Here is a 19,643-nt window from a genome sequence, read left to right as displayed (position 1 = left end):
TGTTCATCTGATTTTATATATTTTATGAAATTTCACCTTATTTTTACATAAACCTGAGAATCACCCTGAAACCTTGACAAAAAGCAGGACTACTCAATAAAGTATCATCCTGAAGCCTGTGACAAGGAGCAGGGCTATGAAAAGGTACCTTATGTACCTCACGTCAATCCTGTGGGCCGCCATAACACCAAGACGTGAGGCCGGGACGCTCATGAATGCAATGGTCACGAACTGGGCCAGGTTAACGTATCCCACAGAAAACTGTCCCCCAGGCCCACTCAGGAGATAGGAGAGTGTGCCCGATGCTGCGGTCATCGCAATCACAACAGATGAGGTGCCGACAGCCTCAAGTACATCAAAGCCTCCAGCCAGCACGAGGAGTGGGACGAGGACCACTCCACCACCGATGCCAAGGAGCCCTGAGAGAAAACCGGCGATGAAGCCCAGTGGAATGGAGGCATTCCTCTTCCCATGGGAGGGTGAAATCCTGGAGGACAGGAGGAGCTGTAGTGAAACAAGGATCAGGAGCAAACCGAATACCGCCCTTAGGACCCCTGCGGGTGATGAGGTGGCAGTCAGAACTCCCAGGATGCTCCCGCATACACCGAGAGCCCCCATGGGTATGGCCCTGCCTGCATCAACACAGCCCCTCCTGTAATGTGAGTAAGCCCCTGTGAGGGCAGCTGGGAGAATAACTGCAAGGCTGGTTGCAAAGGCTGTCCTTATTGCAATATCCTCTGGTGTGCCTGAGGACTCCATTAAAAAGAAGAGCACCGGCGCTATTATGAAGCCTCCCCCGACACCCAGGAGGCCTGTTGCAAGTCCTGCCACGATACCTGTGAGAAGAAGCGCCGCAATATAGAATACGGGATCCATCTTATAACCTGAGGTGTTCAATCATCAATCATTACCACGATTAATTTATAAGTGACAAGATCCATATCTCTCCCTGCTAACTAAATTAATTTCTTCTGGTGAGTAACTTTGAGATCAGACAGGTTCATGGCAGCCGGCATAATCTTCATTGCACTGGCAATCACACTCTTCAGCACAGACATCCTCGACCCCCTAATAACACCATTCACACACGTATTCCTCATGGGCTCCTCTGAGGGCAAGGATGTGATATTCTTCACCATAATGGGTACCATGTTCCTCCTTGCACCCATCTTCAGGGAGGGTGGAATTTTTCGCCCTGAAGGCCTCGATAAGAACACCTACCTCTACATCTCGGCGATCGTGGCATTTGCAACATACCTCACGGGTCTCGCAGTTGAGGTGGCAATCCGCCTTGAAATGGGCGTATCACCATTCACGACCTTCATATCAATGAATCCGCCTGCCTCAACAAGCCTGACCCACTCCCATGTATTCAAGGCAAGCCTCAGCCCCCTCACCAGCCTTGTAGTGCCTGCATCATCAGGCATCCATACAGGCTCATCACTGGCAAGTTACATACCCTTCCTTCTCCCCTTAACGATCATTTCAATCACACTTATATACATCCTTGGGCTTCTATCAATAGGTGACAGAAGGGATTTCCATGTGGCGATAGTCATATTCGCCACTGCATCCACAATAATAGGTATAATAGATGGGGGCCTCTTCTCAACCCCTGCACTTGTCGGGCTATCCGGGATTATAGGCATGAGCGCCCTCAGGGTCCCCTTCAGCCCAGGGAATCTTAAAATCCCTACCCTGATAATAGCGTCACTGGTTGTTCTGAGGGTGCTCCTTGGAATCGTGGGGTCAGTGACCGGGTACTATGAGGTCAGCATCATTGAGCCATCAGGCACCCCCGACCTTCAGGGGCTCCATGTTCTCTCAGAGGAGAGAAAGGGTGATACGCTGATACTGAAACTTTCACCGGAGCAGAACGAGATGGTGCTCCTTGATAGGTTAACACGTCTCCTCGATGGGAGGTGTAGCGGGTTCTTCATGACATGGAACTTCTTTTCATTCTTCTGAAGGAGGATAAGGATGAAGCTCAGCATAATCATACCGACCTACAATGAGGAGGAATATCTGCCGGCTCTGCTTGAGAGTATAAGGAAACAGGACTTCAAAGATTACGAGGTTATAGTGGCAGATGCAGACTCTGAGGATAACACAAGAAAAATTGCAGAGAAGTACGGTTGCAGGGTGGTTGATGGTGGTATGCCCGCGGCTGGAAGAAACAGAGGAGCTGAGGTAGCCAGGGGAGAACTTCTCCTCTTTCTGGACGCCGACCTTGTACTCACCGACGGGTACCTCAGGGAGGCCGTGGAGGAATTCGAATCAGAGAACCTTGGAATCGCCATAACCCAGATGATACCCCTATCAACCAGAAGGCGTGACAAGATACTCCACGAATTTGCAAACAGATTCATGATACTTGTTGAATCCATTAAACCCCATGGGGCGGGATGCTACGGAATACTCACCCGTAAGGAACTTCATGAAAGGGTCTGTGGTTTCGATGAATCCCTTGACTTTGGAGAGGACACTGACTACATTGAGCGCATAGGTAAGATAAGCAGGTTCAGGGTTCTGAGGAAGCCAAGGGTTCTGGTATCCATAAGGAGGCTTGAAAAGGAGGGCCTTAGGAATCTGGCATTCAAGTACACAAAGAGCACGATATATGACTTCATGGGAAAGAAGGTGAGTGCAGATGACCTCAAATATGAATTCGGACACTCCAACAAGAAGAGGGTGCTCTACTCTGTCTGCGGGGAAGGAATGGGACACGCAATAAGGAGTGGAGTGATCCTGGATAAGCTAACAGAGGATCACGATGTACTGATATTTGCAAGTGACCGTGCCTACAGGTACCTGAGCAGCAAATTCGATAACGTCCATGAAATATACGGCTTCAACACAGTCTATGAGAATAACAGTGTAAATGATATCAAAACATTTGTAAAGGCCATGAAAACATTCCCCAGGGACCTCAAGGAGAACCTCAAACTCCTATACAGGATAGCAAAAGATTTCAGGCCGAATGTTGTGGTGTCCGACTTTGAGTTCTATGCCAGTGTCATAAGTAACATACTCAGGATACCCCTGATAAGCATAGACAACATGCACGTCATAACCCAGTGCAGGATAGAGTATCCCGAAAAATTCAGGAAGGACAAAATCAAGGCTGAGGCCGTTGTGAGGTCATTCATTGTGAGGCCCAGGCGATATCTTATAACCAGTTACTTCTTCCCTGAGGTTAAAAATCCTGAGAAGGTATCCATGTATCCTCCTGTCCTGAGGGAGGAGATAATGAATCTTGATCCCTATTATGGGGATCATATACTGGTCTACCAGACAAGCAGGTCAAACAAAAAGCTCATTGAAATCTTGAAGACTATAAACAGGGACTTCATTGTATACGGCTTTGAAAGGGAAGAAGTGGATGGAAACCTCACCTTTAGGAGATTCAATGAGGACCAGTTCTTCAGGGATCTTGAGTCTGCGGCTGCGGTTATAACAAATGGCGGTTTTACCCTGATAAGTGAGGCCCTATACCTGCGAAAGCCAGTATACAGTGTTCCTGTTAAGGGACAGTTCGAGCAGATACTCAACGCGGTGTACCTTGAGAAGCTGGGCTACGGCGAATTTCATGAAGAGACAGGAAGGGAAAGTCTTGAGGGGTTCCTTGGTCGCCTTGATATCTACAGAAGGAACCTTGAAGACTATGATGGGGGTAACAACGAGATAATAGATGCACTTAAGAGGGCAATAGATGAATGTTCAAGGGGATGTTGAACTGCAGAACCATTCCTGAATTTAACCGTTTTCTTATTTTTCAGTTTAGATTGACTGTAAATTTAAAAAATAGAATTTTAGCGTCTATCTGAAAATCCATGATTTTTCAGAACTGGTATGAGGAATACAAAGAAAATCTATTCTGACTTTCACAAAAACTGTGATAAGAAAGATTCTGATAAAAACTCATTAAAAATTGTTCCTGGTGTAACTAGAGTGTCACACCAAGATCAAGCTGCTCTGTGAGCTCCTTGTACCTGTTCCTTATTGTCACCTCGGTTACACCTGCAACCTCTGCAACGTCCCTCTGGGTCTTGCGCTCCCCTAGGAGGACCGATGCGATGTAGAGAGCTGCTGCTGCAACACCTGTGGGGCCCCTACCTGATGTGAGACCGTTCTCCATTGCCATCTCTATGATCTCAATGGCCTTGGACTGGACCTCCCCTGAGAGTCCCAGTTCACTTGCAAACCTTGGCACGTAGTCAACAGGGGATGTTGGCGGTAGCTTTATGTTGAGTTCCCTTGTTAAGAACCTGTAGGTCCTTCCGACCTCCTTCTTGCTGACCCTTGAGACCTCTGCGATCTCATCAAGTGTTCTTGGGACATTGCAGCTTCTGCATGCCGCGTATAGTGACGCTGCAACCACCCCTTCAATGCTTCTTCCCCTGATGAGTTTGTTCTCAACGGCTCTCCTGTAGACCATTGATGCGGCTTCCCTGACGCTTCTCGGTAACCCCAGCCTTGAGGAGTCACGGTCGAGTTCGCTCAGGGCAAATGCGAGGTTTCTCTCTGTGGCCCCTGAGATCCTTATCTTCCTCTGCCATTTCCTGAGGCGGTACCACTGGGCCCTGTTCCTTGCCGGAATGTCCCTTCCATATATGTCCTTGTTTCTCCAGTCTATCATGGTCGATAGGCCCTTGTCGTGTATGGTGTAGGTTATGGGTGCCCCGACCCTTGTCCTCTTGTCACGCTGTTCATGGTCAAAGGCCCTCCATTCTGGACCCATGTCAACCAGGTTATCGTCTATGACTAGACCGCACTTTCCACATACTATTTCAGCCCTTTCGTAGTCGCCCCTGAGATCCTCGGAGCCGCACTCAGGGCATTTTGTTTCCTTCTCTATTTCAGAAACATCAGACTTCATTTTCTCCTTCGTTTCCTTCGCCCCCATTTTTTCACATTCTTTATACCCACGTATAAAGTCTCTCCAGCTCGGTTCTCAAACTTTTCAGGTTTTATTGCACGAAGTGGTTTTACTGATATGTATAGATTTCTTGTTGGACCGAAGATGTCGTGCACTTTCCCTATCATTTTTCCTTCAGAAGTAAAAACAGGCGCTCCAAGCTGCGGTGTTCTGGCGGAACGTACTATGATTCTTCCCTTGCTGGAGACATGTGAAATATTTCCTAAACTCTTCATAATTCACCGAAAATTTTATATAGTGTATTCTCTAACTACTAGTATATAAATGTTTCGATAATTTTATATTAAAATAGTGTTTGATGTACAGGGATGTGCATGGTTTTTTGAATTAATCCCCCTGTGCCATTATGTATCTCCCGTAGTATAGCGCTGCAAAAAAACCTATAGTTGTGGGTGCAAAGTAACTTGCGATTCTATCAACCACACTGGCAGCCATGACATAATCAGCCCCTATCCCTGCAACAGCAAATAAACCCACAAGTATGCCCTCCCTTAGTCCAAGAGATCCAGGTAGGAGTGGTAAAAGTGATATCAGAATCCCCACTGTGTAGATTATTATAAGGGGCACTGCAGGTGGTGAAACCCCAACCGCCAGGAAGCAAACATAGAGGCGGCAGACATCAAGGGCCCACATTCCAAGCGAAACAAAAAAACCAGCTATAAAGACCCTCTTATCAGTTATCGCTGTTGAAAAGCCCTCACTGAACCTGTTTATATAGAATATGACCCTCTCATGTATTCTTGAGAAACTGATATCACCCTTCCTGAACCTTGAAAACCACTCCACAGCTCTTCTCACAACAGATAGGGCAAGTCTCTGGGCAATATCACGGTTCATTCCGGCATAAATTGCAGCTGAGAAAAATGCGATTGTGAAAAAGATGAGAATACTTACAATAACCCTCGTCCAGACGGATATGCTCCAAGTCATTATAAGGATGGCGGAAAGAATTGATATAACCGCAAAGGGTATAAACTCAAATACCCGGTCCGCTGTTGACGATGCAAAGCCTATCTCAAATGGAGTCCCCTCAACCTCCCGCAAGAGGTATGCCCTCAGTGGCTCGCCACCTGCAGCCCCTGGGGTTATGTTGTTACCGAAAATGCTTGCAAAAAGAAGCATCATGAGCCTGGGAAACGATGGAGCATCATCAACCAGGTTCAGTATAAGCCGCCATCTCACCGTCCACAGCACAAGTATAAGTGCCTCCAGAAGAAAGTTCAGCACAAGAAAATAGGGGCTGGTCCTCTCAAGGGCCCTCAGAATATCCCCAAAACCTGCAAATAATCCTATAATGAATATAAGGACAGCAACAGCAATGAAGGAGAGAATTATGGTACGCTTATTCTCCCCTATGTAAGCAAAAACGTCCCTCTCTCTCATGGAAACCCACTACTTCAATCCAAGAATCTCAGAAAGAGTGAAACCCTCGGCAAGTTTCTCCTTGATGGATGATTCCTTCTTTTTGATTTCCATTGCCACACGAACAACGTCAGGTACAATTTCAGCTGGAACCACAACCACTCCAGATTCATCCCCAAAGATGAAGTCTCCACTCTCAACTCTGACACCGTCGCACTCGAGGGTCACTTTCAGCCCCCCCTCTGCGAGGGGTTCGCCGGCGCATGGGACATAATTCCTGGAGAATACCGGGAAATCAAGTTCAAGAAGTGCATCCCTATCCCTGCAGGATCCATAGATCACAGCACCTGCTATACCCTTAGCCATGGCGGTTTTTGATGTGAGCTCCCCCCAGACAGCCATATCATCGCCATCAGTCCCTATGAAAACAACATCACCTTTACCTGCAGCGTCTATGGCCATTACAGAGGTCCCCCAGTCACTGCTTGATGTGCTTGCGGTCACAGCCCATCCACAGAGCCTGAGGTTGTTAACGGGCTTTATGGAAGGTATAACCCCATTTATACCGGCCACCGCCTTGAGTGCATCTGAAACCTGGGGGGCCGATATGTCAGAAAGAAGCCTCAGGGGATCCCCTGGGCTGCGGAAACTTCTCAGGCGTTCAATGGGCTTTATGCCTTTCATGGCCATATGATCAATCCTGGGGAGTTGTAACTTCTTCCACCATGGTTTTTCCAGCTACAACTTCGTCAACGCTATGAATGGATCCCCCATAACTCTCAATGGCCCTTGTTATCTCATCAAAATCCAGGTCGTTTCCCTGAATCGTGACCTTGATGTTCTCTGTCTCCTTATCGATTTCCATAAGAGTTATGTTAACACCCTCAACACCCTTCAGTTCACTGAGGTACTTGGCATATTCAGGTATTATGGGTTCGTGTGGTTTTAGTATATCCAGAACAATTCTTATAAGGCCCTTAGCCACCATCTTTCCTCCATGATTCTTTAAAATGATATGGGTATTATGATAGAAAGGATATTTAAATATAGTCCCATTCATAGCGGGACATCTGTGATTATTTTATATATCAGTATCTCCATATAAAATATAGATATTATCAAGCTACTGAAAGGGCTTAATATGTCTCTTATAAAGCTTCAGCAGATAACCCATGAAATAAATGAACTTAAATACCAGGGAGAACTTGGAGTACCCATTCTCATTGAGGGCCGGAAGGACGAGGAGGCCCTGAGGGAACTGGGTGTCCAGGGACCCTTCATAAAGGTTTCAGGTTCCATGATGGGACTTTCTGAAATCGCCCTCCAGGCAGCCAATGCCTCGAGGGTCATCATACTTACAGACTTTGACAGGAAGGGCAGTGAACTTGCAAAAAGATTGTACGCTGATATACAGAGCCTTGGAGCAAATCCAGACCTCAGAATACGGCGAAGACTCATGGGAATGACCAGAAAATACATCAAGGACATACAGAGCCTTCCATCATACATCGAAAGGCTGAAGCTGGAGGTATGCCCATACCCCCTTGATAATATCTGAAACTGTTATCATCATATTTTTCAATTTGATAACCGGTTCATTCCTCAAAGGAGGGTTTACATGGGAAAAGAAGAAATAAGTACAACCAAATACCTCATTCACGCTCAAATTAATGCTAACGGAATCGTTGAGAAACCTGATGTTGTTGGGGCAATATTTGGACAGACTGAAGGCCTTCTCAGCAATGACCTAGATCTCAGGGAACTCCAGAAAACAGGTAGAATCGGTAGGATCAAGGTCAACATCACATCCAGGGGTGGTAAATCAAAGGGGGAGATAATCATCCCATCAAGCCTTGACCGGGTTGAAACCGCCATCCTTGCAGCTTCTCTTGAAACAATAAACCGTGTCGGACCATGTGAAGCCTACATTCAGGTCACAAAGGTTGAGGACGTCCGTGCGGTTAAACGTAAAAGGGTCGTTGAGAGAGCCAAGGAGATATACGCCAGTATGATGGAGGAAGTTGCCCCTGAAAGCCTCAGGATGATAGAAGAGGTCAAGGAGGCCATGAGGGTTCATGAAATCACAGAGTACGGCGAGGAAAAGCTCCCAGCAGGGCCCAACGTTGAAACCTCAGACGCCATACTCGTGGTGGAGGGGAGATCCGATGTCCTCAACCTCCTCAAGTACGGTATAAAGAACGCCATTGCAGTTGAGGGGGTCAGTGTGCCAAAAACCGTTGCAGAGCTTACAAAGAAGAAAACGGTAACAGCCTTTGTTGATGGTGACCGGGGCGGTGAACTCATCCTCAAGGAGCTCCTACAGGTAGGGGACATAGACTACGTCACAAGGGCCCCCAAGGGCAAAGAGGTGGAGGACCTTGAGAAGGATGAGATCATGATGGCCCTCCGAAACAAGGTGCCGGTTGAGCAGTTCTACCATGACCTTGGGATGCAGAAGGAGAAGAAGAAATCAGAGGACAAGATGGTGCTCCTCCGGAACATCCTGAAGGAACTTGAGGGGACAGGAAATGCTGAGATACTGGATGACGCCCTCAACATACTGAAGGAGGTCAAGGTTGAGAACCTCTACGATGAACTCAGCCGCGTCAACAACCATCCCTACGCGGTGGTCTTTGATGGTGTGATAACACAGCGCCTCGTTGACCTCTCATTTGAGAAGGGCCTCAGATACCTTGTGGCTGTGAGGAGCGGGGACATTGTCAAGAAACCCCACAACCTCAAACTCATAACGGGTCACACCTGAATCCATAGAAGGCATCAAAATGTATGTCGACATGAACCGTGAGTACCTGAAGGATATAAACACAACAGAAGACATTAAGATACCTGAAGATCCCCTTGAAAGGGTCATAGGGCATGAGGACGTCATGCCAATGATAAAAATAGCTGCAAAGCAGAGGCGGCACCTGCTTCTCGTGGGTCCGCCAGGTATAGGAAAGTCCCTGCTTGCACAGGCAATATCATTTCACCTCCCTGAACCATCAGAGGAGATAACAGTAGTCCATAATCCTGAAAGGCCTGAAAGGCCATTTGTTGAGGTTAAAAGCCGTAAGGAAATAGAGGATGAAATTCTTGAGATTGAAAGGGCTGAGGGTGAACTCATAGACCCCCATAGTGTCCCTGAGGCTGTTGCGGAACGCCTGGGATTCAAGTGCATACACTGCGGCGAGTACAGCAGCGCCTACAACAGTATCTGCCCCAAGTGTGGCGGTGATAAGTTCTCCCATATCAAGGCAAGGAGGAAGCATATCGGGGACCTCCTAGGTATGTTCGAGATGAGTTCAGGGAGCCTCAGCGTGCCCCAGAAGAGGGTCACAACCACGAGGATCATGGATGGTGTTGAGGAGGTTGTGATCTATGAGAGGGTCGGTGGAGACAGTATCAAGGTTCTTGATCAGAGGGCCCTTGAGAAGAGGAGGCAGATGGTTGAAGAGAAACCCAGAAACGTCATAGTCCCCCTTGAGAGGAAAACCTTCATTCAGGCCACGGGGGCAAGTGAAACCGAACTCCTGGGTGATGTCCGCCACGACCCCTACGGGGGACACCCTGACCTGGGTTCCCAGCCCTATGAACGTGTGGTTCCGGGCGCAATCCACGAGGCCCATGAGGGTGTGCTCTTCATAGACGAGATAGTCCACATAGCAGGCCTTCAGAGGTTCATATTCACTGCCATGCAGGATAAAACATTCCCCATAGTCGGAAGGAACCCCCAGAGTGCCGGGAGTTCAGTTAAGGTTGATGAGGTCCCCTGTGACTTCATATTTGTGGGTGCCTGTAACATTGCTGATCTCCAGTACATACTCCCCCCTCTTCGCTCAAGGGTTCAGGGGGAGGGCTATGAGCTTCTCCTGAATACCACGATGCCCGACACCGATGAGAACAGGGCAAAAATCGTGCAGTTTGTTGCACAGGAAATAGAACTTGATGGGAAGATACCCCATGCACGGGCCGCTGCTGTGGAGCTCCTTATTGAGGAGGCGAGGAGAAGGGCGAGGGTCATTGACGACATGGATGATGCACTCACACTCCGCCTCAGGGACCTTGGTGGTGTGGTGAGGATGGCCGGGGACCTTGCTGTGATGGATGGCAGCGAATACATCGAGACCAAACACATGGAGGTTGCGATAAGGAAGGCTGTTTCCATTGAGGATCAGATCCTCAGGAGGTACAAGAGCTATGAGAAGGCCCTTGAAAAGGACCTCTCAAGTTCACAGAGGATGTCACATCAGAGCTATAACAGTGAGAACATAGACCGAAGCTACATGTGATACCCCAGTGATCCGCAAGATTTAAGTGGACATTTAGGTTAGATACCATGAACATGAAGAGAGAGGCAGAGGAAAAACAGGGTCTTCTTGAACGCTACAATTTCCCGGAACTCATTGAGGACTACCTTGTGGAACTTGAAATCAGGAACTACTCCCCCAACACCATCAAAACCTACAGGTCCATTGTTAAAAACTTCTACGAATTTCTGATGGAAGAGGATGACCTCTACGATGATAGAAGGGTTCTGAGGTCCTTCAAGAGGTACATACAGTACCTTAAGAGGGAGAAGAACGTCACCCAGAACTACATTTACCTTGTTACCGTTGTTATCAAGAAGTTCTTTGAGTTCAGTGAAATAGATTGCCTCCAGGAGGTCAAGGCTCCCAAGAGGACGAAGTCCCTGCCCAAGTCCCTCAATGAGGATGAGGTTATGAGGCTCATAAATGCCGTTGAACTCTCAGATGACGGTTCGGCCATTAAGAGGTTCATAAAGACCCGGGACAGACTGATACTCTCGCTCCTCTATTCCTCAGGCCTCAGGGTCTCCGAGCTTGTTTCACTCAAGGTCAATGATATTGACATAGGTGAGCGTACAATAAGGATAAGGGGTAAGGGTGATAAGGATCGTATAGTTCTTTTTGATGAGAGCACAAGGGACCTCCTTTTGGAGTACCTCACCAGGAGGATTCATGAAAGTGAGTACCTCTTCCTAAACCGCTTTGGGGATCCCCTCACACCAAGGTACGTCCAGATGATGATAAAGAAATACGCCCGGAAGGCGGGCATAAACAAGAAGGTGACCCCACATATCCTCAGGCACTCCTTTGCAACCCACCTCCTCAAGAATGGTGTGGACATAAGGGCCATACAGCAGCTTCTGGGCCATTCAAATCTTTCAACCACACAGATCTACACCAGTGTGGACATGCAGACGCTTAAAAATGTTTATGATCGTGCAAAGCTTCTTTAGATTCAATCTTATTTTTACAGTGGGTTATCCTCCGTGAGTGCTATTTGATACCGAAAGTTATATAAGTTGCAACATCAATGTATCCATAGATTTGAATATATTGATCTGGAGGTTAAAGGTTGTTACAGGAATTTGCCGATTATGTAACCTACAATCTCATTGGGCTTGAACCCGCATCACACCTGGGAAGTGCCGTTAACTTCTTCATATACGACACCATAAAGATATTCATCCTCCTTGCAACACTCATATTCTTCATATCATTCATAAGGACATACATACCACCCAACAGGGTCAGGGAGATCCTTGAAAAAAGGCACAAGTATACGGGAAACTTCATTGCAGCCCTTGTAGGTATAATAACACCATTCTGCTCATGTTCTGCGGTCCCACTATTCATAGGGTTCGTTGAGGCTGGCGTGCCCCTGGGAGCCACATTCTCATTTCTCATATCATCACCCATGATAAACGAAATAGCAATAGTGCTCCTACTGGGACTCTTTGGATGGCAGATAACCACATTCTACATCATATCAGGGTACCTAATAGCGGTAATCGGCGGTGTGCTCATAGGAAAACTCAAAATGGAAAGCCAGCTTGAGGACTACGTCTATGAGACACTTGAGAAGATGAAGGCGCTGGGCACAGCAGATGTTGAGCTCCCTAAACCAACCCTCAGGGAAAGATACATCATAGCAAAAAACGAAATGAAGGATATACTTCGCAGGGTCTCACCCTACATAATAATCGCGATAGCCATAGGCGGATGGATACACGGCTATCTCCCATCCGATTTCCTGCTGCAATATGCCGGTTCAGACAACATCCTCGCAGTACCCATGGCCGTACTCATAGGTGTCCCCCTCTATTCAAATGCAGCAGGGACCATACCCCTCATATCAGCACTCATAGAGAAGGGAATGGCCGCAGGAACCGCCCTGGCACTCATGATGTCAATAACAGCCCTATCCCTTCCTGAAATGATAATCCTCAGGAAGGTTATGAAGCCCAGGCTACTTGGAACATTCATAGCAATACTCGCAGTCTCCATAACACTTACAGGTTACCTATTCAACCTAATAATATGATTGAGGTGATAAGATGAAGATACAGATATACGGTACAGGATGTGCAAACTGCCAGATGCTTGAGAAAAATGCAAGGGAAGCCGTTAAGGAACTGGGAATAGATGCAGAGTTCGAGAAGGTAAAGGACATGGACGAGATACTCGAAGCGGGACTCACAGCCCTCCCTGGACTTGCAGTTGACGGTGAACTCAAAATCATGGGAAGGGTCGCCTCAAAGGAAGAGATAATGAAGATCCTCTCCTGATCCACTTTTTATGGTGAATTCAATGGTCAAAGAAGAAAAGGGCTTTGAGGGTAAAATAAAGGCCATGATCACCTCAAGGGCCTGTGCATGCCAGACAGGTATCCTTGAAAAGAAAAAATCAGGACTCAGATATGTTAACTGTAAGGGATGCGGCAAACTATTCAAAACCGACAGGGACACAGATTACTGTATGGACTGTGAAAGAAAAATGAAATGATGATTTAAATGAAAATATCATTCATAGGCGGGGGGCGGGTAGTAAGAATAATCCTGGGAGGCCTTCAGAGGGCCGGGAGGACTCCAGAGGACGTTATGGTTTGTGACACCGATGGGGGAACACTGAAAAGTCTGGAGGAAGAGTTCAGTGTTAATACATCAACCGACTGCAGAAACGCTGAGGGGGACCTGATCTTCCTGGCGCTCCACCCACCTGTCCTGAAGGATGTCATCGCCAATATAAAGCCGCCCAGGGATTCCCTGGTGGTATCCCTTGCACCAAGAATAAGCATGGGTTACATGCAGAATGCCATGAACCACCCGAAGGTTGCGAGGGTTATACCCAACGCCCCCTCAATCATCAACAGAGGATACAACCCATTCTGCATAGCCAGTGAAGCATCCCAATCAGATAAAGAAAATCTGAAATCAATTTTTGAAGCTTTAGGAGACTTTCCAGAGGTTGATGAGGAAAAACTTGAGGCATACGCAATTATAACTGCAATGGGCCCCACCTATCTATGGTTCCAGCTGGATGAACTTGAAAGGCTGGCCGTGGACTTCGGGATGGACACCGAAGAGGCCAGGGCGGCAGTCTCATCAATGACCCTTGGTGCGGTTGAAGCATTCTACAGCTACCCTCAAAGAGATGTGCTCATGGACCTGATTCCCATAAAACCCCTCACCACTGAAGAAGACCATATAAGAGCCATTTACAGGGATAAACTCACAGCACTCTACAGGAACCTTAAGGAGAAACTTTAAAGTGTTTATGGATGAATTATCTGGAGGTAAAAGATGTATAAAAGGATACTGCTTGCAACAGATGGATCCGAATGCTCAATGAAGGCTGCGGAATACGCCATTGAAACCGCCAGGCAGAACCGGGCAGAACTCATAGCACTCTCAGTTACTGAAACAAAGGCGCTCCAGAATCTCCCGGTTGAAGAACTAACAAGGAAGGTTACAGAACTCTTCAGAAGGGAATCCGAGGAAGCTCTGGAGAAGGTCGAGGAACTCGCAAGCTCCATGGAGGGTCCTGTTAAGGTTCGGAAGATGGTTCTTGAGGGACCATCTGCAGATACTATCCTCAGGGTAGCTGATGATGAAGATGTCGATCTCATAGTCGTTGGTGCATCAGGAAAGCACGCCCTTGAAAGGTTCATTCTGGGGAGTGTCTCAGAGAAGGTTGTAAGGCACGCTGCCGTCCCTGTACTGGTTGTTCACAGCAAAAAAGATTGAAGACAGGTAATCGTTATGATGACATGTTCAGCAGATAAACCAAGCCCTGAACAGCTTGAGAGACTTAAGGAAAGGCTTGAAAGGTTGCCTGATGATGATAAAATAGAAAGGGATGTAAATGCCATTAAGGCCCTCGCAGAGCCAACGAGGCTCAAGATAATCCATCTTTTATCTGATGGTGAGCTCTGTGTCTGTGAAATTATGGCAGCCCTTGAAAAGCCCCAGCCAACGGTCTCACATCACCTCAACATACTTAAAAGGGCTGGTTTCCTTAAATCAGAGAAGATAGGGGTGTGGGTCCACTACATGCTATCAGATGATAGCCTCCCATCAAAGGTTGAATACCTCCTGAATGACCTGGAATACTGAGATAATCTTTAAGAATCAGGGATTTCTTTTATATCAGGACATCCTGTCACTGTAGACCTGTTCAGTGAATTCAAATGTAAATTTAACTCCCCTTTCAGGTTTTTCCATCCTTATATTGCCCCCAAGCTGAATGGAAAGGTTTTGAATCATCCTGAACCCAAAGGATCCCCCATCCGGGAATTTTATTCCCTCAGGAAGCCCCCTTCCATCATCAGAGTATACCAGCAGGTAGGAGCCATTCATTTTTTCAATGGAAATCGTTATCCTCCCCTCACCCTCAAATGCATGTTTCAGTGAATTTGATATCAGTTCCGATATTATGAGTGCCAGTGGGACCGCAGTGTCCATATTCAGGCGCACATCATCTGCCATTATATCCAGACGGACAGATGATGATGCTCCATATGATTCTAGAAGCTGGGAGGAGATGCTTCTGAGGTAATCACCAAAATCAATAATGTAGCTGCCACCTGATGGGTACGCCCTCTCATGTATAACCGCGATGGACCTCAGCTGGTTAACGTAGTCCCTGAAGAAGTGCTCCATGGCAGGATCCTCAGCATATCTTATCTGAAGTGAAAGAAGGCTTATGATAAGCTGAAGGTTATTCTTGACCCTATGGTGAAGTTCCCGTAGAAGCGCCTCCTTCTCAGCTATTGACCTTTTAAGGTATTCATTCAGAGTTCTTTCACGGATGAGTTTAAGTCTGTTCCTCTTTGCCTCATGCTTCTGGATTGCCATCTCAAGGTTGACCTTGAGGTCCCTTTCATGGAATGGCTTCAGCAGGTATGCGTAGGGCTCTGTTTCACCTGCCCTCTTGAGGATATCGTTGCTGCTGTAGGCTGTGAGGTATATGATGGGTACGTCTATCTTCTCTGTTATGATCCTCGCAGCCTCTATCCCATCCATTTCACCAGCAAGCATGATGTCCATTATTATGGAGTCTGGCTGGAGGTCCTCAATTTCCTCAAGGAGGTCCTCAGCTGAATGGAATATCGCGGGGACCTCATAACCGGCATCCTCTAGGATCGCCCGGATATCCTGGGCCACCAGTTCCTCGTCCTCCACAATGACAACCCTTCTCCTCATCATCAATCACCAAGATCAAACGTGATCCTGAATATCGCGCCATTTTGATTCTACGCCGAAATTGAGCCCCTGATTCTGCTTAACATGAAATTAACCAGCCTGAGACCAAAAATTGGGGGATCTGAAAGATCAAGATCCTCGGGTAAGCCAGAACCATCATCGGCAACTATCAGGACCCCTGAATCCTTGAATGAGTCAAGTTCAACTTTTATCTCCCCTGAATCCCCTGTACCATGCTTTATGGCATTTGTTAAAAGTTCGTTGACTATCAGACCAATGGAAACCACGGTATTGATCCCTGTCTCAATTTCAGCTAGGTTCAACCTGAACACCACATCCCTACCGCGGCACATGCCCTTAAGTTCACCAATGAGTTCATCAATGTAGTCAGATAGGTTCACGGCCATCCCCTGGAGCCATAGAGCCTCTCATGTACAAGGGCTATGGACCGCACCCTGTTCTGGCACTCGGTGAATATCTCAAGGGATTCCTCATCATCTATGTACCTGGACTGAAGCCTCAGGAGGCTTATGATAAGCTGAAGGTTATTCTTGACCCTGCGGTGTATCTCAGACATCAAGAATTCCCTCTCCCTTAGGGAGGCCTCCAGGGATTTTCTGATATTTTTGTCCTCTGTTATATCCTGCTTTATTCCTATCATGGATGTGAGGTTTCCCCGGGAGTCAGAGAGTACCTTTGCCCTGAAGAGTACATATGCCACCGATTCATCCCTCAATACCCTGTACTCCCCCTCAAACGGCTCCCCTTTTTGTGATTGAATCAATGAAGGACTCCCTGTCCTCAGGGTGAATTCTTGATACCATCTCATCAAGGGTGCCCCTAAAATCATCCTTTCTGATTCCAAGTATCCTCAGGGCCTCATCGGAACATAAAAATGTTTCTGAATCAAAATTCCACTGCCAGCTTCCTATCTTACCTATTCTCTGCGCCTCCTTCAGCTGCCAGTGACTTTCTGCAAGGGATATTCTTGTTCTCACAAGTTTCCTCTCCTTTTCAACCTCCCTTAGTGCTCTTCTTATTGCAACCGGGACTTTTGAGAAGTTGCTCTTAAGAACATAATCTGTGGCCCCACTCTTAAGTGCCTTTACCGCGAATTCCTCACCTATCTTTTCACTAACGAATATGAAAGGCACATCTGGACACAGCTTGCGTGCTACTGCCAGGGCAGAGAGGCCTTCGAAGGATGGTAGTGAATGTTCAGCCAGTATAACATCCGGCCTGAATTCATTAAGTGCCCTTACAAAATCCTCCTCACCTTCAACCGTTTCTGATATGAAGTCAATTCCTGAGCGCCTTATCTCCCTCTCCATCACTTCAACATCAAGGGGGACATCCTCAAGTATGAGAATCCCGCATGTCATCCTATCCTCTTATAGGCTATGATTCATAAATGAATGTCGAAAAGGTCTTATTTATTCGCCACAGCCATTTCTATGACACGCCTAAATCTGCTGGGCAAGTCTTATTTATCTCTTGCCCTATAATAATTATTTATGAGAAGATTCAGAAGACCACTCGTTGTACTCAGCCGTTGCATCGAACAGGATCACTGTCGCTATGACGGCTCAATGATATCCAGCCCATTTGTGAGGCAGTTCTCTGATTACGCTGATTTCATCACAGTCTGCCCTGAGGTTGAGATAGGCCTCAGTGTTCCAAGACCACCAATACATATAACCATAAAAAACGGGGAATTCAGACTTTTTCAACCCGAAACCGGGAGGGATCTAACAGAGGAGATGAATTCATTCATAACCTCATTTCTGGATTCACTGGACAAGGTAGATGGATTCATATTAAAGAACAAATCCCCTTCATGCGGTATAAGGAATGTTAAGGTCTACATGGGCGCTGGTAAAAGACCTGGCAGCCATGGAGTGGGGTTCTTTGGAAGGGCTGTGATGGAAAGGTTCCCCCACCTCCCCCTTGAGGATGAGGGGCGCCTCAGGAACCTTCAGATAAGGGAGGATTTCCTCATAAAGCTCTACCTGGTGAGGGATTTCCGTGCGGTGAAAGACCTAGCTGACCTCATAGAGTTCCACACATCAAACAAGCTGCTCCTTATGTCCTACAGTCCAGAGGGGCAGAGGACACTCGGGAGGATAATAGCAGAGCAGAAGGATCACGATGACACCCTCAAGAGATACTCTGAAACCCTCTGCAGCGTTATAAGAGACCCTCTGAAACCTGAAAGAATCATAAACAGCCTCCTGCATGCCTTCGGTCACTTCTCATCAGAGTTAAATAGAAGGGAGAAGAGTTATTTCCTTGAATCCATTGAGGGGTATCGTAAAGGGATCATGCCACTTCTTGTGCCCCTTAGCATACTGAAGTCATGGGTCGTGAGATTCGGGGATGAGTACCTTGAGGGCCAGACCATCTTTGAACCATACCCCCGTGAACTTGTGCCTGTAACCCTCATCGTTTGAGGTGGCGGTGATGATACATGATGAGAGGATAAGGAGCCTCAACACTGAAAAACCAGCTAGGGAGGGTAAGTACGTCATCTACTGGATGCAGGCCTCGGTGAGGGCACATTGGAATCATGCCCTTGAATATGCAATTGAAACTGCCAACAGCCTCCATAAACCGCTGATCGCCATATTTGGACTCACAGATGAATTCCCCAATGCCAACTCCCGCCACTACAGGTTCCTCATAGAGGGCCTGAGGGACGTGGAGGATGCCCTCATGAAGAGGGGTGTGAGGCTCGTGGTTGAAAATGAAAGACCCCCCTCAGCTGTTATTAAGTACGCTGATGAGGCCTCTGCAGTGGTGGTGGACAGGGGATACCTTGACATTCAGAGGGAATGGGTGGATGAAGTCGCTGAATCACTCCACATCCCCCTGATGCAGGTTGAAAGCAACGTTATAGTACCTGTTGAAACAGCCTCCCCCAAGGAGGAATATTCTGCAGGCACCTTCAGGCCAAAGATAACAAGGAAGCTTGAAAGGTTCATGGTCCCCCTCCAGGAGCGAAGACTGGCTTTGGATTCCCTTGACCTCGACCCCGGCCCTGACTTTCGTGGTGTCACCGGAGAATTCAGGGCCCCTCAAGAACTGGAGCCCTCCATCTTCAGGGGTGGAACCTCTGAGGCAATAAGGCTGTTTGATGAGTTTATTTCAGAGAAACTTTCATGTTTTGAGAAGTACAGGAATGACCCTGTTAAGAACTGTCTCTCAAATATGAGTCCATACCTTCACTTTGGACACATATCACCGCTTTACCTTGCCCTAAAAGCATCAGCAGCAGGAAAATGCCCTGAATTCCTTGAGGAACTCATTGTTAGAAGGGAACTCAGCATGAACTTTGTGCACTACAGTGAGAGTTACAGCAGCATAAGTTGTCTTCCTGAGTGGGCCATGAACACCCTCATGGAGCACGCAAGGGACCCCCGGGAATACGAGTACACCATCAGGGAATTTGAGGAGGCCAGAACCCATGACCCCTACTGGAACGCCGCCCAGAAGGAGATGGTTATCACCGGAAAGATGCACGGTTACATGAGGATGTACTGGGGTAAAAAGATTCTTGAGTGGACAGATCACCCTGAAAGGGCCTACGACATAGCACTTTACCTCAATGATAAATATGAGATAGATGGCAGGGACCCCAATGGCTTCACAGGGGTCGCCTGGTGTTTCGGTAAACATGACCGGGCATGGGCCGAAAGGGAGATATTCGGAAAGGTCAGGTACATGAATGACCGTGGACTTGAACGGAAATTCCGGATAGGTGAATATGTGAGGAGAGTTCAGGAGCTGGAAGAGTAAATGATGCCACACATTATTTTATCACAGAGAACATCCCAC

The 19,643-nt window shown here is 47.4% G+C and carries 24 protein-coding genes; 14 read left to right on the top strand and 10 right to left on the bottom strand.

The genetic code is table 11. From position 1 onward, the window contains the following. Positions 1 to 93: 93 nt before the first annotated feature. Complete coding sequence (locus tag QFX30_RS03775) at positions 94 to 876, bottom strand: sulfite exporter TauE/SafE family protein (protein WP_300488464.1); 783 nt, start codon at positions 874 to 876, stop codon at positions 94 to 96. A gap of 108 nt (positions 877 to 984) precedes the next feature. On the opposite strand from QFX30_RS03775, the gene QFX30_RS03770 reads away from it, so the two are divergent. Together QFX30_RS03770 and QFX30_RS03765 are read left to right on the top strand one after the other, a co-directional pair. Next, a complete protein-coding gene (locus QFX30_RS03770) occupies positions 985 to 1,968 on the top strand; it encodes a hypothetical protein (RefSeq protein ID WP_300488462.1) in 984 nt (327 codons plus the stop codon). A gap of 12 nt (positions 1,969 to 1,980) precedes the next feature. Further along, positions 1,981 to 3,735, top strand: coding sequence for an MJ1255/VC2487 family glycosyltransferase (locus QFX30_RS03765; RefSeq protein WP_300488460.1), 1,755 nt, complete (start codon positions 1,981 to 1,983; stop codon positions 3,733 to 3,735). A 211-nt stretch (positions 3,736 to 3,946) separates the two neighbouring features. On the opposite strand, the gene QFX30_RS03760 is transcribed toward QFX30_RS03765, so the two are convergent. From QFX30_RS03760 to QFX30_RS03740, 5 genes are all read right to left on the bottom strand, one after another. Then, entirely contained in the window at positions 3,947 to 4,879 is a 933-nt protein-coding gene (locus QFX30_RS03760; protein WP_300489094.1) for a transcription initiation factor IIB, read from the bottom strand. Continuing rightward, on the bottom strand, positions 4,876 to 5,154 hold the full coding sequence (locus QFX30_RS03755) for a Gar1/Naf1 family protein (RefSeq protein ID WP_300488457.1): 279 nt from the start codon (positions 5,152 to 5,154) through the stop codon (positions 4,876 to 4,878). Before QFX30_RS03755 ends, QFX30_RS03760 begins: the two co-directional genes overlap by 4 nt. A 112-nt stretch (positions 5,155 to 5,266) precedes the next feature. Next, positions 5,267 to 6,322 (bottom strand): UPF0104 family protein, encoded by a 1,056-nt coding sequence (locus QFX30_RS03750; RefSeq protein WP_300488455.1) that lies wholly within the window; start codon positions 6,320 to 6,322, stop codon positions 5,267 to 5,269. A gap of 9 nt (positions 6,323 to 6,331) precedes the next feature. Next, a complete protein-coding gene (locus QFX30_RS03745) occupies positions 6,332 to 6,985 on the bottom strand; it encodes an RraA family protein (RefSeq protein WP_300488452.1) in 654 nt (217 codons plus the stop codon). A gap of 10 nt (positions 6,986 to 6,995) precedes the next feature. Beyond that, positions 6,996 to 7,289: a DUF211 domain-containing protein gene (locus QFX30_RS03740; RefSeq protein ID WP_300488450.1), complete on the bottom strand. Its 294-nt coding sequence runs from the start codon at positions 7,287 to 7,289 to the stop codon at positions 6,996 to 6,998. Positions 7,290 to 7,442: 153 nt separating this feature from the next. Between QFX30_RS03740 and QFX30_RS03735 the strand changes: the two genes are divergently transcribed. The 10 genes from QFX30_RS03735 (at position 7,443) to QFX30_RS03690 (ending at position 14,720) form a co-directional block, all read left to right on the top strand. Continuing rightward, positions 7,443 to 7,859 carry a toprim domain-containing protein gene (locus QFX30_RS03735; protein WP_300488447.1) on the top strand — a complete coding sequence of 139 codons (417 nt, stop codon included), beginning with the start codon at positions 7,443 to 7,445 and terminating at the stop codon, positions 7,857 to 7,859. A gap of 60 nt (positions 7,860 to 7,919) precedes the next feature. Beyond that, a complete protein-coding gene (gene dnaG, locus QFX30_RS03730) occupies positions 7,920 to 9,065 on the top strand; it encodes a DNA primase DnaG (RefSeq protein WP_300488444.1) in 1,146 nt (381 codons plus the stop codon). A gap of 19 nt (positions 9,066 to 9,084) precedes the next feature. Continuing rightward, positions 9,085 to 10,590: an ATP-binding protein gene (locus tag QFX30_RS03725; protein WP_300488441.1), complete on the top strand. Its 1,506-nt coding sequence runs from the start codon at positions 9,085 to 9,087 to the stop codon at positions 10,588 to 10,590. Between the two features lie 47 nt (positions 10,591 to 10,637). Next, complete coding sequence (xerA, locus tag QFX30_RS03720) at positions 10,638 to 11,561, top strand: site-specific tyrosine recombinase/integron integrase (RefSeq protein ID WP_300488438.1); 924 nt, start codon at positions 10,638 to 10,640, stop codon at positions 11,559 to 11,561. A gap of 119 nt (positions 11,562 to 11,680) precedes the next feature. Continuing rightward, positions 11,681 to 12,649 carry a permease gene (locus tag QFX30_RS03715; RefSeq protein WP_300488436.1) on the top strand — a complete coding sequence of 323 codons (969 nt, stop codon included), beginning with the start codon at positions 11,681 to 11,683 and terminating at the stop codon, positions 12,647 to 12,649. A 13-nt stretch (positions 12,650 to 12,662) separates the two neighbouring features. Beyond that, positions 12,663 to 12,893 (top strand): MTH895/ArsE family thioredoxin-like protein, encoded by a 231-nt coding sequence (locus QFX30_RS03710; RefSeq protein WP_013296100.1) that lies wholly within the window; start codon positions 12,663 to 12,665, stop codon positions 12,891 to 12,893. 22 nt (positions 12,894 to 12,915) lie between these two features. After that, the gene (locus QFX30_RS03705) at positions 12,916 to 13,110 is read left to right on the top strand and encodes a hypothetical protein (protein WP_300488434.1); all 195 of its coding nucleotides are present in this window, start codon (positions 12,916 to 12,918) and stop codon (positions 13,108 to 13,110) included. Positions 13,111 to 13,118: 8 nt separating this feature from the next. Further along, complete coding sequence (locus tag QFX30_RS03700) at positions 13,119 to 13,874, top strand: NAD(P)-binding domain-containing protein (protein WP_300488431.1); 756 nt, start codon at positions 13,119 to 13,121, stop codon at positions 13,872 to 13,874. Positions 13,875 to 13,907: 33 nt separating this feature from the next. Further along, positions 13,908 to 14,351, top strand: coding sequence for a universal stress protein (locus QFX30_RS03695; RefSeq protein ID WP_300488428.1), 444 nt, complete (start codon positions 13,908 to 13,910; stop codon positions 14,349 to 14,351). 18 nt (positions 14,352 to 14,369) lie between these two features. Then, on the top strand, positions 14,370 to 14,720 hold the full coding sequence (locus QFX30_RS03690; RefSeq protein ID WP_367186128.1) for an ArsR/SmtB family transcription factor: 351 nt from the start codon (positions 14,370 to 14,372) through the stop codon (positions 14,718 to 14,720). A 33-nt stretch (positions 14,721 to 14,753) separates the two neighbouring features. Here QFX30_RS03690 and QFX30_RS03685 read toward each other — a convergent pair whose 3' ends face one another. The 4 genes from QFX30_RS03685 to QFX30_RS03670 are packed head-to-tail and all read right to left on the bottom strand — an operon-like array spanning position 14,754 to position 17,191. After that, the gene (locus tag QFX30_RS03685) at positions 14,754 to 15,809 is read right to left on the bottom strand and encodes a histidine kinase dimerization/phosphoacceptor domain -containing protein (protein WP_300488423.1); all 1,056 of its coding nucleotides are present in this window, start codon (positions 15,807 to 15,809) and stop codon (positions 14,754 to 14,756) included. A gap of 50 nt (positions 15,810 to 15,859) precedes the next feature. Then, positions 15,860 to 16,210, bottom strand: a complete 351-nt coding sequence (locus tag QFX30_RS03680; protein WP_300488421.1) for a sensor histidine kinase — start codon at positions 16,208 to 16,210, stop codon at positions 15,860 to 15,862. Further along, positions 16,207 to 16,545 (bottom strand): histidine kinase dimerization/phosphoacceptor domain -containing protein, encoded by a 339-nt coding sequence (locus tag QFX30_RS03675; RefSeq protein WP_300488418.1) that lies wholly within the window; start codon positions 16,543 to 16,545, stop codon positions 16,207 to 16,209. Before QFX30_RS03675 ends, QFX30_RS03680 begins: the two co-directional genes overlap by 4 nt. Positions 16,546 to 16,561: 16 nt before the next feature. Further along, positions 16,562 to 17,191, bottom strand: a complete 630-nt coding sequence (locus QFX30_RS03670) for a response regulator (protein WP_300488415.1) — start codon at positions 17,189 to 17,191, stop codon at positions 16,562 to 16,564. Positions 17,192 to 17,323: 132 nt separating this feature from the next. Here QFX30_RS03670 and QFX30_RS03665 point away from each other — a divergent pair, with 132 nt between their 5' ends. Together QFX30_RS03665 and QFX30_RS03660 are read left to right on the top strand one after the other, a co-directional pair. Beyond that, the gene (locus QFX30_RS03665) at positions 17,324 to 18,259 is read left to right on the top strand and encodes a DUF523 and DUF1722 domain-containing protein (RefSeq protein WP_300488414.1); all 936 of its coding nucleotides are present in this window, start codon (positions 17,324 to 17,326) and stop codon (positions 18,257 to 18,259) included. 10 nt (positions 18,260 to 18,269) lie between these two features. Continuing rightward, positions 18,270 to 19,604 (top strand): deoxyribodipyrimidine photo-lyase, encoded by a 1,335-nt coding sequence (locus QFX30_RS03660; RefSeq protein WP_300488411.1) that lies wholly within the window; start codon positions 18,270 to 18,272, stop codon positions 19,602 to 19,604. Positions 19,605 to 19,643 lie beyond the last annotated feature (39 nt).

Origin of the sequence: Methanothermobacter sp. (genome assembly GCF_030055435.1) — an archaeon.
Classification (GTDB): domain Archaea; phylum Methanobacteriota; class Methanobacteria; order Methanobacteriales; family Methanothermobacteraceae; genus Methanothermobacter.
This window is presented reverse-complemented; position numbering and strand designations above follow the sequence as displayed.